This is a genomic window from Nocardia niwae NBRC 108934 = DSM 45340 (assembly GCF_001613465.1).
GTDB lineage: Bacteria > Actinomycetota > Actinomycetes > Mycobacteriales > Mycobacteriaceae > Nocardia > Nocardia niwae.
Window position 1 is genome coordinate 51,998 of record NZ_BDCK01000021.1, and the last position, 15,659, is coordinate 67,656.

Consider the following 15,659-nt stretch of genomic DNA (forward strand, 5'->3'; position numbering starts at 1 on the left):
CAGTCGCGCCCATGACGCAACCCCTGCGGATCGGCATCCTGGGCGCCGCCCGTATCGCCCCCGCCGCTGTCGTGCGACCCGCCAGGGCGAACCCCGGCGTGATGGTCGCCGCCGTGGCCGCGCGTGAGCCGGAACGCGGACGTGCGTTCGCGCGCGACCACGGCATCGCACAGGTCTTCGACAGCTACGCCGCGCTGATCGCCGCGCCCGATGTGGACGCGATCTACAACCCGCTGCCGAACGGCCTGCACGGGCGGTGGACGAAGGAAGCCGTCGAGGCGGGCAAGCACGTGCTGTGCGAGAAGCCGTTCACCGCCAACGCCGCCGAGGCGCGGGAGGTCGCGGCGCTGGCGGCGACGTCGGACCGGGTGGTGATGGAGGCGTTCCACTACCGCTACCACCCGATGACCAGGCGCGCCGAGGAGATCATCACCTCCGGTGAACTCGGCGAGCTGGTGCGGGTGGAGGCCGCGATGTGCTTTCCGCTGCCGCGATTCTCCGACATCCGCTACGACTACGCGCTCGCCGGTGGCGCGCTGATGGACGCCGGGTGCTACGCGGTCCACATGGCGCGGGTGTTCGGCGGCGAGGAACCGGAGGTCGTCGCGGCCACCGCGAAGCTGCGCGGCCCGCACATCGACCGCGCGATGAGCGCGGAACTGCGTTTCCCGTCCGGTCACACCGGCCGGGTGCGCTGCTCGATGTGGTCGTCGGACGTGCTGCGCATCGGCGCACGCGTGGTGGGCGAACGCGGTGAACTGCGGTTGCTCAACCCGGTGGCGCCGCAACTGCCGCGCAGGCTGTGGGTGCGATCGGAGCGCGGCAGGCGCACGGAGAAGATTTCGCGCCGCAGCACCTACGCCTACCAGCTCGACGCCTTCCTCGCGGCGGTGCGGCACGGGGAGCCGGTGCCGACCTCGCCGGACGACGCCGTCGCGACGATGACCGTCATCGATGCGATCTATGCCGCCGCGGGACTGCCGCTACGGCAACCGTCCTGACGAGGCGGCGGTGATCGCCTCGGCATAGACCGCCACCAGGCGTTCGGTGAAGCGGGACTGCAATGTCCGGTCGGCGTGGCGGGCCAGGACGTCCCGCATGGCGTCGAGCCGGTCCGGCTGCTGCGCCAGCACGCGCAGCGCCTCGGCCAGTGCGCCGGTCGAGGAATCACGAGCCCGGAATTCCCCACCCTCGGGGACTGTTTCGGTGACGTCGGGATCGCAGTGCAGCACTGGAAGACCCACCGCGACCGCCTCGAGCAGCACCATCCCCTGCGTGTCGCACCCCGCGGACGGGAACAGCAGCACATCGTGGGAACGCATGGCCGTCAGGCACTCCGCCTGGCTCACCTCGCCGTGCAGCCGGACCCGGTCGCTCAGCCCGAGCCGGTCGATCACCGCGCGCAGGCGCGGCTCCAGCGCTCCCGCACCGTAGATGTCGAGGGTGCAGCCCGGCGCCCGGTGCACCGCCTCGACGGCGTCCAGCGGCCGTTTCTCCGCGGAGAACCTGCCGCACCAGAGCACTCGCAGCCGGGCGTCGTGCCCGCCGGTGCGCTCGGGAAGAGCGCGGACCAGGTCGTCGTCGACACCGTTGGACACCACGTGGATCGGCCGGTCCACGCCGTGCGCGGCCAGCCGCCGGGCGAAATGCCGGGTCGGCACGACGACCTGGTCCGCGGCCTGTGCCTGGGCGACCAGCGGCCGCCAGGCGTGCCGCGCGGTGCGGCTTTCCGGCAGGCGCGGCATCGTCTTGCGCAGGCCGACGAACGCACCGTGCAGCACGCGCATGGTGAGCGCGGCGAGGTAGGGGAACGGGGAATTGCGTTCGATGAACGAGTCGTCGCGACTGTGCATGGACTGCACAACCGGAAGGCCGTGGCGGCGTGCGGCGCGCAACCCGGCGACGCCCGCGCCGTAGGTGGTCTGCGCGTGCACGACGTCGAAGCCGCGCTCGGCGAACACCGCGTCGACGAGGCGTGCGTTCCTGCGAGTGGGCAGGGCGACCGGATAGCCGTTCACCGTCGCTCCGCCCGTGGTCGCGAGCACGACGATACCGGGGTCCGGCGGCGTGGATTCCGGTGCGGGAATGGTGAATACCGTGACCTGATGCCCCAGCCGTTCCAGGGCCGTGCGCTGCGCGCGCATCGATGTCTGGATCCCACCGAGGGTGGCGGGGTGGAAGTCCGTGAACATGGCGATGCGCAGCGCGCGGCCGCCGCCCTCCGGTTCGCTCACAAGGCGCCCTGCGCTCGGGGGGCGGGATGCCGGCAGCCGTCGAGGAATTCGAGGATGTGCCCGTACACGTCCAGGGCTGCGCCGCGACCGAGGAAGGTGTCGAGGTGACCGTAGGACGGGACCTCCACGTAGCGGACGTCCAGCTCGGGATGGCGGGCGCCGAGCACGTCGTGGCACAACTTGTTCGAATCGAGCCAGACCTCGTTGCGGCTGCCCGACAACAGCAGCACCGGGCAATCGATCCGGTCGGCGTGGTCGAGCGCGTTCTCCGGGAGCGCGCGGTAGCGGTCGTCGTTGTCGTTCCAGCGTTGCACCGCGTGCGCCAGCTCCATGCGCCGCAACTGCGGAAGCACGTGGACCGGGATGGGCCCGAACAGCTCCGCCAGGCGGTCGTGGGTGCGCGGATCGAGATGGTCGTGCACGAACAGCTCCACACCCATGCCCCAGCCGCCGTGCACCATCCGGCAGGTGGGATCGGTGCATTCGCCTTTCCGGGTGAGCATGGCGTAGAGCAGCGTCTTGCGCGACCACAGCCCGACTTTGCGGAAGTCCGACTCGACGTGGTGGACGCGGGAGCCGAGCAGTTCGCCGCCCACGAGCACACGCATCCGCACCGAGTTGCTCACCTTGGGGGTGAGGAAGACTCCTTGGGCCACCACGCCGGCGAGGCCTGGTATCAGTCCCGCGGCCAGGCTCATCGACAGCGCCAAGGCGCCGACGCAGTGCGCGACCACGAACAGCGGGCGCTCGCCGATGCGCGCGCGGATCTGCTCGACGGCGCCGGGAAGGTCGTAGAGCGCCACGTCGTCGAAGCTGAAGCGTGGCCCGGCGGCGTTGTAGGGCAGGCGGCAGCTGCCGCGCCAATCCAGCAGCCACGGTTGGTATCCCGCGTCGAGCAGCGTGTCGACGACGTTGCGGATCTCCGGTAGCAGGAACATGTCCGAGGACACTCCGTGGCCGTGAACCAGCAGGACCGCGGGCCGGTCGGAGTCGTCGACCACGACGCGACGCAGGCCCAGCCGGATGCCGTCGGCGGCCTGGAACGGGATCTCCTCCACGGCAGGCGCGGCGCCCGGGCGGATGGGGGTGAGCATCAGCGCGACTCCTTCGCGTTCCGGCGCAGATCCAGCAGCTCGGTGCCCACGCGCAGCGCCGGTTCCAGCAGGCCCTTGCCGAGCTGGGATCCGAACCAGCTCAGCCACAACAGTTTCGCGGTCCGCCGCTGCCGCTCGGACAAGCGCGGATCCACGTGGATGCCGTCGATTTGATCGCGCAGGTAGGTCTCCAGGGGGACGGCGACCTCGCCGCTGAGGCTCGCCGGTTCGCCGGTGCGGCCGAGTTCCACGGTCAGCGTGCGCGCCTGCCGCACGACGGTGCGGCGCGCCTCGGCGTACTTGTAGCCGGACAGCCACCACGCGCCGCCCTCGGCATCCCGCAGCGACAGCCGGTAGTGCATCAGCGGATGCTTCCAGCCGTGCCGCACCGGGATGCCGTCGTGCGGGCGCACCGACAGCACTCCGGACACGGTGAGCGGTTCGTCGTGCAGCCGCGCGCAGCGAATCTCGCCGCTCACATCGACTGTGCGCCCGGCCGCCAGCTGGTGGGTGCTCGCGATGGACAGCCGCAGATTCAGCGTGCAGGACGTATCCGCGGCCGCGTCGACGGGCCCGAGCGTGCCCACCAGCGTCTCGGTGAACCACAGATAGGGTGTGTCCTCCGGCTGCGGCAGCCGCGCCAGGCCGGTGCCCGCGAGCATCTCCAGCGTCTTGCGTTGCGACTGGGCGCCGTAGCGGACCGGCTCGGGCAGGTTGTGGGCGCGCAGGAAAGCCCGGGTGCGTTCGTCGCCCGCGGCGGGAGCGGAGGCCATCGTCTCCAGCGGGTGGCGCGCGACGTGGCTCTGCAGCACCTGCGCCAGCGACTCCAGCTCCGGCACCGGCTCGGTGCGGATTCGTTCCACCACCTCGTCACACCAGGCGGCCCAGTGCTGCACCCGCATGTCGAGGCCGATCGCCGCCGACTCGCCGAGCATCTGCTCCAGCGTGGTCGGCGTGCCGGTGAGGTGGTAGTTGTGTCCCCAGGCGCTCGGCGCGCACACTATCGCCGCCGCGACCTTGCTCACCCAATCCACCGGGGCGACATGCAGATTGCGCAACGCGGGGACGGTGCCGAACCGCGACAGTGCCGCGATGATGCCGCTGTTGAGGTCGCGCGGATTGTGCGCGCCGGTCTCGCGGTGTCCGCCGATTCCGCCGGGGCGCAGCACCGTGACGACGACGCCGTGTTCGCGTGCCCGCCGCATGACCGCCTCGGCGGCCCACTTCGTGCGGTCGTAGCCGATCACGAGTTTGCCGACGTTCGCCACCGGATCGTCCTCGCCCATCGCGGCGATGCCGAGCTCGTTGAACACCGCGATCGAGGAGACGTGGTGCAGCGGTTTCGGCCTGCCGGTGGCGGCCAGCCGCGCCAGGGTCAACGGGCCGAGGACGTTGCCGCTGCGCAGGGACCGGTAGCCGCGCAGGAAGTCGACCGCGGCGCCGACATTGACGATCGCGTCGACGTCCTGCGCCAGCGTGGCCCAGCGGTCTTCGGACAGGCCGAGATCCGGTTCGCGCAGATCGCCGGTCAGCACCGTCACGCGCCTGCGGACTTCCGCCGACCACGGCAGCAGGAACCGCCTCAGCGCGGCGGCCAGCCGGTCGAGGGCGGCCGCCTCGTCCTGCGCGCGGATCAGGCAGACGACATGAGCGTCGCTGCCGCGCAGCAAATCCAGCAGCAGATGACTGCCGAGGAAGCCGGTGGCGCCGGTGAGCAGGACACGACGCGGGACGACACGCTCGGGCGGGTCGGCGAAGGGGAGCCGGTGGGCGCCTGCGACATCGGACATGAGCTGCGCGAGCTGCTCGTCCACCGCGTCCGGCGCCGCCACGGTCGTGACCGGTCGCGCGGCTTCGGGATGGGCGCCCAGCCAGCGCTGGGCCAGCCTGCGCGGACGGGCGTCGGCGAACACGTCGTCCAGGTCGAGCTGCACGCCGAGCTCGCCGGCCAGCGTCGCGACCAACTGCACCGCGGCGACCGACGTGCCACCGCCGTCGAAGAAATCCGTTTCCGGCCCGACGGTCTCGGCGGTGAATCGGTTCGCCACCTGGGTGACCGCCGCGGTGAGCGAATCGAGATCCCATTCCCCGGGACGTTCGGTCGCCGCGGTCGTGGTGGGCGCCTCTCCGCCCGCGCGCGCCAGCAACGCGGCCACGTCCAGGCCGCCGCCGCGCTCGATGGCCTCGGCGAGGTCGCGCCGGTCCGCTCGCGGGGACTCGCCGTTCGCGCTGTGCACAGGAAACTCCTTGTCGGCCATGATCATTGCGCCCAGGATCGGAACGTCCGCAGGCGATCCAGCGGCACCTCGGGCTCGAGCCGTTCGGCATCGACGTCGCCGCCGCCGAGCGCCGCGGCCAACCGGCGGGCGGGCACATTGCGGTCGGTGCGGTGGACGGTCATGCGCACCGTCGCGCAGCCCAGCGCCGCCGCGCGGTCCGCCAGCCAGCTCAGCAGGCGTTCCTCGACGCCGCGGCCGAGTGCGCGGCAGCTGAGGTGCCAGCCGAGCACCCGCAGCGCGGTCCCGTCGGCGTGCAGGCCCAGCACGGCGATGATTCCGTAGTCGCCGAACCGGTCCCGCGCCGCGGCCGTCCACACCTCGCCTTCCTCCTGCCAGTGGTCGACATCCCGCCCGCCGTCGGCGCTCATCGCGAACTGACTGGTCCGCCGGATCAATTGGGCGGCGCGCGCCCGAGTCCGGTCGGTCAGCCGCTCGACGGTCACCTCCAGGTGCAGGCTGTCGAGGAACTGGGCGAAGTCCAGTTGCTCGCGGGCCAGGTCCCGTGCGCGTTCGTGCCGGTAGAACTCCGCCCGTTCGGCGTCCTCCGCGGTCACCGCCACCGGCGTCACCGGCCACAGCCGGGTCAGGAACGCCTCCAGTTCATCGTCCGGCGGGCAGGTCACCGCGAGGACTTCCGGCAGGCGGGAGCGCATCTTCGCGATCTCGACCGGGTTGTCGTCCAGATAGACCACGTCGTCCAGCGCGAGCCGCAGAGCCTGTGCGGCCTGCGCGAGCCGCTCGGCCTTGCCCTCCCATCCGGTGGAGACGACGGTGAAATCCGACGCGCGCAGCGGGCTGTCCGGTCGGTCCAGCACCGCGTGGACGGATTCCTCGTCGTTGTTGCTGATCAGCACGAGCAGGGTCCCCGCCGCGCGCCATTGCCGCAGCCGCCGCGCCAGCGCGAGCCGTGGTGCGTCGAAAGTGACACCCTCGGGCCCGATCTCGCCCACGACGCCGCTCCACAGCGTGTCGTCGCCGTCCACGGCGATCACCTTCGGTGCGGGCAGCAGGGCGACGCGGGCCACGGCGGCGAGCGTCAGCGCCACCGCGGCCTGGAACTCCTCGGTGAACGGCAGGTGCGCCAGCGCGTCGGTCCGCTCGTCGAAACGGTGCGCCACCCGGTGCTCGCGGGTCCAGTCGGCCTCGGTGAGGACCGCGACGCCGGGGATCTCCCGCATCCGCTCGGCGGTGAGCCGTTCCCACCGGGCCAGCCGTTCATCGAGGGCGGGCGCGGGAAGGAAACCGACGATGATCGGCACCCGGGCGCGCTCGGCCGCTTCCCGGACGGCGGCGGGATACTGCGCGGCCAGATCGGTGAGCGAGTCGTCGGTGAGGGCGCCGAATCGCTCCAGGTCCGCCGCCCGCACCAGCACGATGCCCAGCGCGGTCGACGGCTGGACGAACACTCCCGACGGGTCGCGCAGTCCGGCCAGGACGTGGTGGTAGGGCGCTTCGAGCACGGTCGGTCCCTCCGCACCGTGGGCATGCGCGGCCGCGGCGCTGTACAGATCCGGCAGCTTGCCCAGCGCGAAGGTGGCCCCGAACGCGACGCCAGGCGGTATGTCCCGGCGCGGTGCGCGCGACAGCGGGCGCACCGGCAGCCCGGCGTGCTCGACCACCTCACCGAGCAGCGCGAGGTAGTCGTGCCCGAGACGGGTGCAGGTCGCGTCGTCGATGATGTCGGCGTTGTAGGTGAACCAGACCTGACCGGCGTCGGCCAGCACGGCCACCATGAGATCGAGATCGGAGTACCCGGTCCCCACCGGGACGATGTCCGCGCGCCCGCTCGGCGCGGCGGCCCGCAGGTAGTTGAAGTACACCTCCACCAGCGGCGCGTTGTCCCGGTACAGGCCCTCCGCGGCGAGCGCGGCGAGCGCGTCGGAGAACCCCGCTCCTGGCACCAGCAGCCTGCGCAGGCGGTCACCGGTCCGGCGCAGTAGATCGTCGAACGACTCGCCGGGCTCGACGATCGCGGGATAGGGCACCGGCACTCCGAAATAGCCGACGGCCGTCGGCGCGTCGGCGTGGATGCGGGTGTCCACCGGGACGGCCAGCGCGAAGCGATCGGTGTCCCGCAGCCGGGCCAGCAGCGCGGTCAGCGTGCCGAGGAACAGCGCCGCGGGCGTGATGCCCAGTTCCCGGGCCCGCCGCGCCGCGTGATCCTGCAGCCCGGCCGGCAGTGGCAGCAGTACTTCTCCGGCACGGTGAGTGCGCTGCGCGGGCCGGGGCCGGGCGAGGGTGAGCTCGAGGCGGCGGCAGCCCGCGAACTCCGCGCGCCACCGGGCATCGGGCTCGGCCTGCGGCGCCTGCGCGGCGAGCATGTCGTGAATATCCTTGTTGGACAGCGTATCCGGGTACGGCGCGCCGGACAGCTCGGCGTCGATCTCCCCGGCGACCAGCACCATCGACTGGACGTCGCACATGCCGTGGTGCGCGCCGAAGATCAGCGTCTGCTCGCCGGAATCCGACGTCAGCAGCTCGAACCGCCACAGCGGCCCCTGCGCGAGGTCGAACGGCTCGCGCATCAGCTCGCGGAACCGGGCACGCGCCACGGTGTGGTCGAGCCGGTCGACGTCCGCGCAGCGCAGCAGCGGCCCGCCCGGCCGCGACCGCACCTGCAGCCGGGTGCCGTGCTCGTCGCTGGGCACCACCGCCGTGCGCAGCGCCGCATGGCGCCCGGCGAGGCGGGCGAGGATCGCGTCCAGTTCGGCGTGGTCGACGGCCCGGTGCAGTCGCATGGCCAGACCGCCGGTCTGGGCGGCACTCGGAATGCCTTGCTGCGCGGTGCGCAGCAGCCGCATCAGGTCCCGGGTGACGGGCAGGGAGAGGACCTCGGGAACGTCCTGCTCCGCCGCACGCACGGCGGGCTCACCGGTGTCCGTGCGAGCTGCCTCGCCGACGAGGTATCCGGCCAGCGCGGCCGGACTCTGATGGGCGAAGATCTCGCTCAGCGGCACCAGGATGCCGGTGTCCTCGCGCAACCGGTTGCGCAGTTCCACCGCCATCAGAGAGTCCATGCCCAGCCCTTGGAACGACCGATCCGCCGTGATGGCGTCCGCGCCGGTATGTCCCAGTACGTCGGCAGCCCGGCGCGCCACCACGTCCACCGCGAGCGCGGTCGCTTCGGCGGGCGGCAATTCGCGCAGCCGCTGGGCGAATCGCGATCGCACCGACGGGTCGGCGGACTCGCGCTGGACGGCGGTGCGGCGCGACGGCGGGCGGGTCAGCCCGCGCAGCAGCAGGGGAACGGACGGCGCGCGCCGCAGCGCGTCGGCGTCGATCCGCATCGGCGCCAGCACCGGTTCGTGCTGCCGCAGCGCCGCGTCGAACGCGGCCAAGCCGTCCTGCGCGCTCAGCGGGCGCATACCGGAGCGTTCCATGCGGCGGATGTCGGCCGCCGCCAGCACCTCGTGCATGTCCAGGCTCCACGGGCCCCACGCCAGCGACTGCGCGGTGCGCCCCCGCGCGACACGATGGGTGGCCAGGGCGTCGAGGTAGGCGTTTGCGGCGGCGTAGTTCGCCTGGCCGGGATTGCCGAGAACGCCCGCGACGGAAGAGAACAGCACGAAGCAGGCCAGGTCCATGTCCTCGGTCAATTCGTGCAGGTGGTGCGCCGCGTCGACCTTCGGGCGCAGCACCGCCGCGAGCCGTTCGGGCGTGAGCGAGCCCAAGGTGCCGTCGTCGAGCACCATCGCGGCGTGCACGACGCCGCTGAGCGTGCGTCCGCGCAGCACCTCGGCCAGCGCGGCGCGATCGGCGACGTCGCAGCGGGCGAAGACCACCTCCGCTCCGAGACCGGTCAGTTCGTCGCGCAATGCGCCCGCGCCGGGGCCGTCGGCGCCCCGGCGGCTGACGAGCAGCAGCTTCCGGACGTCATAGGCGCGCACCAGATGCCGGGCCAGCAGCGAACCGAGCCGTCCCGGCGCTCCGGTGACGAGCAGGTAGCCGTCGCCGAACTCCGGGCGGCGCGGCGCATCCCCCGTCATCGGCGGCCGCGCCAGTCGCGGGACGGACAGGGCGCCGTCACGGACCAGCACCTGCGTCGCACCCGAGGACAGCACCGTCGCGATGTCGAGGTCGGCGTCGGCGCTGTCGACCAGCACGATGCGGTCCGGGTTCTCCGACTGCGCCACCCGGGCCAGGCCCCAGACCGCGGCTCCGGCGGTGTTCGGGACGTCCTCGCCGGGCAGCGCCATCGCCCGGCGGGTGCGCACCACGATGGTCGCCGCCGCCAGGCGCGGATCGTCCAGTGCCGCCTGCAACGCCTCCAGCGCCTGCCGCACCGCCGCGTGCACCGCGTCGATCGAATCGCCTTCGGCGACATCGATGAGCACCGCGCCGGGCGCGGGGTGTGCGGGGCCGAGCGCCGACCAGGGCACCGCGGTGACCGGCCGGACCGTCGCCGGTGTCGCGAGGGCCGCCCATTCCGGCCGGAACAGGGCGCGGTGCGCGGCCGACAGTGCTCCGTCGAGCAGCTGCGCCGCGGGCGCGGGCCGCAGCACCAGCGACCGCACCGATACGACCGGGCGACCGCTGGGATCGCTCGCGACGACGCGCACCCCGTCGGAGCCGTCGTGCGAGATCCGCACCCGCAGCGCCGTCGCACCGGAGGCATGCAAGCTCACCCCGGCCCAAGCGAACGGCAGCAGCGCCGAATCGCTGTCGTCCGCGTTCAGCAGCAGCGCAGCGTGGAGTGCGGAGTCCAGCAACGCGGGATGGATCTCGAACCGCGCGGCGTCGGCGTGGGCGGATTGTGGAAGCGTCACCTCCGCGAAGACATCCGCGCCGCGCCGCCACGCCGCGCGCACCGACCGGAACATCGGCCCGTACCGATGTCCGCGCTCGGACAGCCGCGCGTACAGGTCTTCCACGTCGACGGCCGCCGCGCCCGCGGGAGGCCACACGGCGGTGTCGGCATGTGCGGCATCGGCTTCTGATGCCTGCGCCAGCACCCCGCGCGCGTGCAACGTCCACGAGGTGTCCAGATCCCGTTCCAGACGGGAGTGGATCGAGACGGGGCGGCCGCCGGTCGCGTCGGCGTCCCCGGTTACCACCTGGATCTGCACCGCGGCGTCCGCCGGAACCACCAGCGGGGCGTGCAGCACGAGTTCGCGCACGTCGCCCGCGGCCACCTCGTCACCGGCGCGGATCGCCAATTCCACCAGGCCGGTGCCCGGCAGGAGCACCGCGCCGGGGGCGGCATGCTCGGCCAGCCACGGATGGGTCCGCAGCGAGATCCGGCCGGTGAGCGTCACGCCGCCCGAATCCGGGTGCGGCACAACGGCGCCGACGAACGGATGGCCCGCGGACTGCAACCCGAGCGCCGCGGCGTCCTCGGACGCCGATTCGGTCCAGAACCGCCGCCGGTCGAAGGCGTAGGTGGGCAGGTCGACGCCGCCGCGTGTGGGCACCAGGCGCGACCAGTCGAGGTCGCGGCCCGCCACCCAGAGCGCGGCCTGGGCGCGGGCCAGGCTGCGCGGCCCGTCCTGTTCGCGCACCAGCGAACCGACCGCGACCACTTCGCGACCGGTCTGTTCCGCGACGGCCCGCACGGCGGTGGTCAGCAGCGGATGCACGCCCAGTTCGACGAAATACCGGAACCCGTCGCCGATCATGCGCTCGATCGTGTCGGCGAACCGGACCGGTTCGCGGGCGTTGCGATACCAGTAGCCGCCGTCGGCGGAGTCGTCCGTCAGTTGCTCGCCCAGCACGGTGGAATACCACGCGACGGCCGGAGCCGCGGCGCTCAACCCGGCGAGCTCGTCCAGCAATCGCTCGCGGATCGGTTCCAGCAGAGCCGAATGTCCCGCCAGCGCCGGTCCCGCGGCCAGCACCCGCACCTCGACCTGGTCGTCCTCCAATTCCCGCACCAGTGCCTCGACCGCGTCGCGGGCCCCGGCCACGATCGTCGAGCGGGGAATGTTGACCGCCGCGACCGACACCGCCTCGAAGGCGGCCAAGCGCTGCGCGAGCCGCTGCTCGGGCAGCCCGACCATCGCCATCGCGCCCTCCTCGGCGATGTCCGCCATCAAGCGGCTGCGGGCCACGACCACCTGGGCCGCCTCGTCGAGAGTCAGCGCGCCCGCGACGTAGGCCGCGGCGATCTCGCCTTGGCTGTGCCCGATGACGGCATCCGGGATGACACCCACATCCCGCCAGGTGGCCGCGAGCGCGGCCATCGTGGCGAACAGCAGCGGTTGCACGCGGGTGAAGTCGCCCAGGTGTTCCGGGGTGAGACCGAACAGCGCGGTGGCAAGCGACCATCCGGTGCGGTGGCGGAACGCTTCGTCGCAGCGGGCGAACTCGGCGCGGAACACTTCGGACCGGGCCAGCATGTCGCGTGCCATCCCCGCCCACTGCACGCCTTGGCCGGGGAAGACGAACGCCGTCCTGCCCGCGGTGAGCGCCGCGTCGGTGGCGACCACGACATCGGGTTCGGCGCGCCGCTCGACCAGAGCGCCGAGGCCGGACAGCATGTCCTCGCGGTCGCCCGCGACGACGACGGCGCGCCATTCGAACGGAGTGCGCTGCATCGCCAACGAACGAGATACCGGTGCGGGCGTCAACGCGTGGTCGGCGGTGACGCGCTCGAGCAGGCGGCGCGCCTGACCGTGCAGCGCGGCCCGGTTGCGGGCCGAGATCGGCAGCAGGGCCACCCGGATGTCCTCCGGCGCGTCGTCGAACTCGCCGATGTCGTCGAGTGCGGGCGCCTCCTCCAGGATGAGATGGGCGTTGGTGCCGCTGAGCCCGAACGCACTGACTCCGGCGCGCCGCGGCCGGGCGCCGCGGGGCCACGGCGCCGAATCGGTCCGCACCGCCAATCCGCTGCCGTGCCAATCGATCTGCGCGGTCGGCGGTCCGTCGTGGGCCATCCCCGGTATCCGCTCGTGGTGCAGCGCGAGGATCAGCTTGATGACCCCGCCGATCCCGGCCGCCGCCTGCGTGTGGCCGACGTTGGATTTCAGCGAGCCCACCCCCAGCGGACGCTCCGGCTCCCGGCCGGGCCCGAAGACCCGGGACAGCGCCCGCGCTTCGATCGGATCGCCCAGGGCGGTGCCGGTGCCGTGCGCTTCCACATAATCCACGTCCGCGGGCGTCAGTCCCGCGGAGCGCAACGCCGCGTTGATGACCTGCTCCTGCGCGAACCCGTTGGGAGCGCTGATCCCTTGACTGCGGCCGTCCTGGTTGATCGCGGAGCCGCGGAACACCGCCAGTACGGTGTCGCCGTCGCGCCGGGCGTCGTCGAGCCGCTTCAGCAACACCAGACCGGCGCCTTCGGCCCAGACCGTGCCGTCGGCGCCCGCCGAGAACGGCGCACACCGTCCCGACGGCGACAGCACACCGAGCTTGCACAGCTCCACGTGCGCGGTCGGCCCCATCAGCAGCGTCGCGCCACCGGCCAGAGCGAGATCGCACTCACCGGCGCGCAAGCCCTGCGCGGCCAGGTGCATGGCGACGATCGAGGACGAGCACGCGGTGTCGAGCGTGACCGCGGGTCCGTGGAAGCCCAGCGTGTAGGCGACCCGGCCGGAGGCCACGCTCGGCGAGAGGCCGGTGCCCACCTGCCCGTTCAGTTGCTGCGGGGCCGGGTCGGCGAGATAGCCGGTGCTGTACACGCCGAAGTAGACGCCGGTCATACTGCCCTGCAACTGTCTCGGGTCGCGGCCGGATCGTTCGATCGCCTCCCAGCTCAGTTCGAGCATGAGCCGTTGCTGCGGGTCCATCACCGCCGCCTCGCGCGGGCCGATGCCGAAGAACGCGGCGTCGAATTCGTCGACCTGGGTGAGGTATCCGCCGCGGAAGGTGTATGCCTTGCCCTCCGCCGCCGGATCCGGATCGTAGAGCCCCTCGACGTTCCAGCGCCCCGGCGGCACCTCCGACAGCCCGTCGCGTCCGTCGTCCAGCATGCGCCACAGCGATTCCGGATCGTCGGCGCCGCCGGGGAAGCGACAGGCCATCGCGATGATCGCGATGGCGTCGTCGGTGTGCTCCTGAGGCGCGACGGGCGCGGTCTCGGCTTCGGTGCGGTGCAGCGCCGCGACCACTTGCGCGATGGTCGGGTGCTCGAAGAACAGATTGGTGTCCAGGGTCCGCCCGACTCCGTCGGACAACTCCACGACGAGTTCGACGAGATCCGCGGAGCCGAGGCCGAATTCGACCAGCGGACGATGCACGTCGATTCGCGCGGGATCCAGATACGCCAACCGGGCGATGATCTCCACCAGCCAGTTCTGCAATTCTTCGGCGGTCATGGCCGCACCGGGCGACGTGCCGGCCCGTGCGCCGAGCTCGTCGAACTCACCGCCGGCCGGCAGCACCGGGGAGAACTCGCCGTCGAGATAGGCTGCGCGGCAAGCTTGCCGCTGCACCTTGCCGCTGCTGGTCTTCAGAAGATCGCCGGGCCGGATCAGCACCACCGAGCGCAGCGTGAGCCCGTGCTCGGCGCCGATCGCCGCGCGGATCGCGTCCTCGGCGCCGGAGAGTTCGGCCGGGTCCTCGGTGCGCACCTCCGCGACGACGACGGGCAGTTCCCCGTCGATGCCCTCGTCCACGGAGAACGCCGCCACACACCCCGGGCGCACGGTCTCGTGCGCCGTTTCGGCCGTCAGCTCGAGGTCCTGCGGGTAATGATTCTTGCCGTCGATGATCAGCAGATCCTTGCGCCTGCCCGTGACGAACAGCTCGCCGCCGGACAGGAAACCCAGATCCCCGGTGCGCAGGAACGCGCGATCGTCACCCTCGAGCCGGGCGCGGAAGGTTTCGGCGGTGGCCGCTTCGTTGCCGAAATATCCGGCGGCGACACTGCTTCCGGACACCCAGATCTCGCCTTCGGCGCCCTCGCCGCACTCGGTGTGACGTTCGGGGTCCACGACGACGACCGACAATCCGTCGGCCGCACGCCCCACGCCGACCAGTTCGGACCGGCCGGGCGGCAGGATCACCGTCGGCCGCGCGCCGAGTTCGGCGGCGCTCACGATGAGCGTCGCCTCGGCCAGACCATAGACCGGCTGGAACGACTCCGCCCGGAACCCCGCGCTCGCGAAGGTGTCGGCGAACCGGCGCACGGTGGCCGGACGCACCGTCTCCGAACCGTTGAACGCCACCTTCCAGCCCCGCAGGTCGAGCCGGTCGATCTGCTCGGCGGTCATCCGGCGCAGGCACAGCTCGTAGCCGAAGTTGGGTCCGCCGCTGGTGTGCGCGCCGAACGCGGACACCGCCTGCGGCCAGCGCTCGGGCCGCTCCAGGAAGTGCCTGGGCGACAACAGCACCGCGTTCCCCCCGACGAACATCGTCTGCAACACGGGCGCGATGAGCCCCATATCGTGGTACATCGGCAGCCAGCTGACGAACAACGCGCCGGTGAGCGACGCCAGCACCTCCTGCGTGTGGCCCAGTCCCGTGGCGATGGCGCGCTCGTTGTCCAGCAGGTTCGCGTGGGTGACCACGACGCCGCGCGGCGCGCTCGTCGAACCCGAGGTGTATTGCAGGAAGGCGACCGATTCCGGGCCGACGGCGGGCCTGCGCCACGAGGCCGCCGCGTCGTCGGGGATCTCGTCGGTGGCCAGCCAGGCCGGTGCGCCCAGTTCGGGAAGCTGCTCGACCGCCGCGGCCGCGTCGGCGCGGACCTGCCCGGTGGTGAGCACCGCGTCGATGCCCGCGTCGGTGACCATGTGCCGCAATCGGCGCAGGGACCGGGCGTCCAGCTGTGGCAGCGGTGCGGGCACGGCGACGACGTTCGCGGCCAGGCAGCCGAAAAAGCTTGCGATGAAGTCGAGTCCGGACGGATACAGCAGCAGCGCCCGCCGGATGCCGCGATCCTGCAAGGCGGCGGCGATCGCCTGCGCGCGCGCCGACACGGCGGCGTAGGTGAGCTCGTCGACGGGCCCGTCGGACTCCCCGGACCGCAGGAAGCGGTAGGCCGTTTCGCCCGTGTGGGTTTCGCCACGGCTGAGCAGGACATCGACGAACGAACGGAATTCGGTCATGCGGTACAACCTTCGGAACTCGACTGTCACGGTTGTCGTGCGCGCATCGGACGACGCCGCGATCGC

Annotated in this window: 5 protein-coding genes; 1 reads left to right on the forward strand and 4 read right to left on the reverse strand. The window is 72.2% G+C overall.

Annotated elements, in window-relative coordinates; all coding sequences use genetic code 11:
* Positions 1 to 11 precede the first annotated feature (11 nt).
* On the forward strand, positions 12 to 1,001 hold the full coding sequence (locus NNI01S_RS14055) for a Gfo/Idh/MocA family protein (RefSeq protein WP_063020534.1): 990 nt from the start codon (positions 12 to 14) through the stop codon (positions 999 to 1,001).
* On the opposite strand, the gene NNI01S_RS14060 is transcribed toward NNI01S_RS14055, so the two are convergent.
* The 4 genes from NNI01S_RS14060 to NNI01S_RS14075 are packed head-to-tail and all read right to left on the reverse strand — an operon-like array spanning position 984 to position 15,593.
* The gene (locus NNI01S_RS14060; RefSeq protein ID WP_245676109.1) at positions 984 to 2,234 is read right to left on the reverse strand and encodes a glycosyltransferase; all 1,251 of its coding nucleotides are present in this window, start codon (positions 2,232 to 2,234) and stop codon (positions 984 to 986) included. The two genes, NNI01S_RS14055 and NNI01S_RS14060, sit on opposite strands and share 18 nt — an antisense overlap.
* Positions 2,231 to 3,328, reverse strand: coding sequence for an alpha/beta hydrolase (locus NNI01S_RS14065; protein ID WP_063020535.1), 1,098 nt, complete (start codon positions 3,326 to 3,328; stop codon positions 2,231 to 2,233). The genes NNI01S_RS14060 and NNI01S_RS14065 overlap by 4 nt, the downstream gene beginning before the upstream one ends.
* Positions 3,328 to 5,592, reverse strand: a complete 2,265-nt coding sequence (locus NNI01S_RS14070) for a thioester reductase domain-containing protein (RefSeq protein ID WP_245676110.1) — start codon at positions 5,590 to 5,592, stop codon at positions 3,328 to 3,330. Before NNI01S_RS14070 ends, NNI01S_RS14065 begins: the two co-directional genes overlap by 1 nt.
* Positions 5,589 to 15,593, reverse strand: a complete 10,005-nt coding sequence (locus NNI01S_RS14075) for a hybrid fatty acyl-AMP ligase/type I polyketide synthase (protein ID WP_157114785.1) — start codon at positions 15,591 to 15,593, stop codon at positions 5,589 to 5,591. Before NNI01S_RS14075 ends, NNI01S_RS14070 begins: the two co-directional genes overlap by 4 nt.
* Positions 15,594 to 15,659 lie beyond the last annotated feature (66 nt).

Bases quoted from the DNA above. Each gene is read 5' to 3' on its own strand.
- NNI01S_RS14055 (WP_063020534.1), top strand. From the start codon at position 12: ATGACGCAACCCCTGCGGATCGGCATCCTGGGCGCCGCCCGTATCGCC.
- NNI01S_RS14065 (WP_063020535.1), bottom strand. From the start codon at position 3,328: ATGCTCACCCCCATCCGCCCGGGCGCCGCGCCTGCCGTGGAGGAGATC.
- NNI01S_RS14070 (WP_245676110.1), bottom strand. From the start codon at position 5,592: ATGATCATGGCCGACAAGGAGTTTCCTGTGCACAGCGCGAACGGCGAG.
- NNI01S_RS14075 (WP_157114785.1), bottom strand. From the start codon at position 15,593: ATGACCGAATTCCGTTCGTTCGTCGATGTCCTGCTCAGCCGTGGCGAA.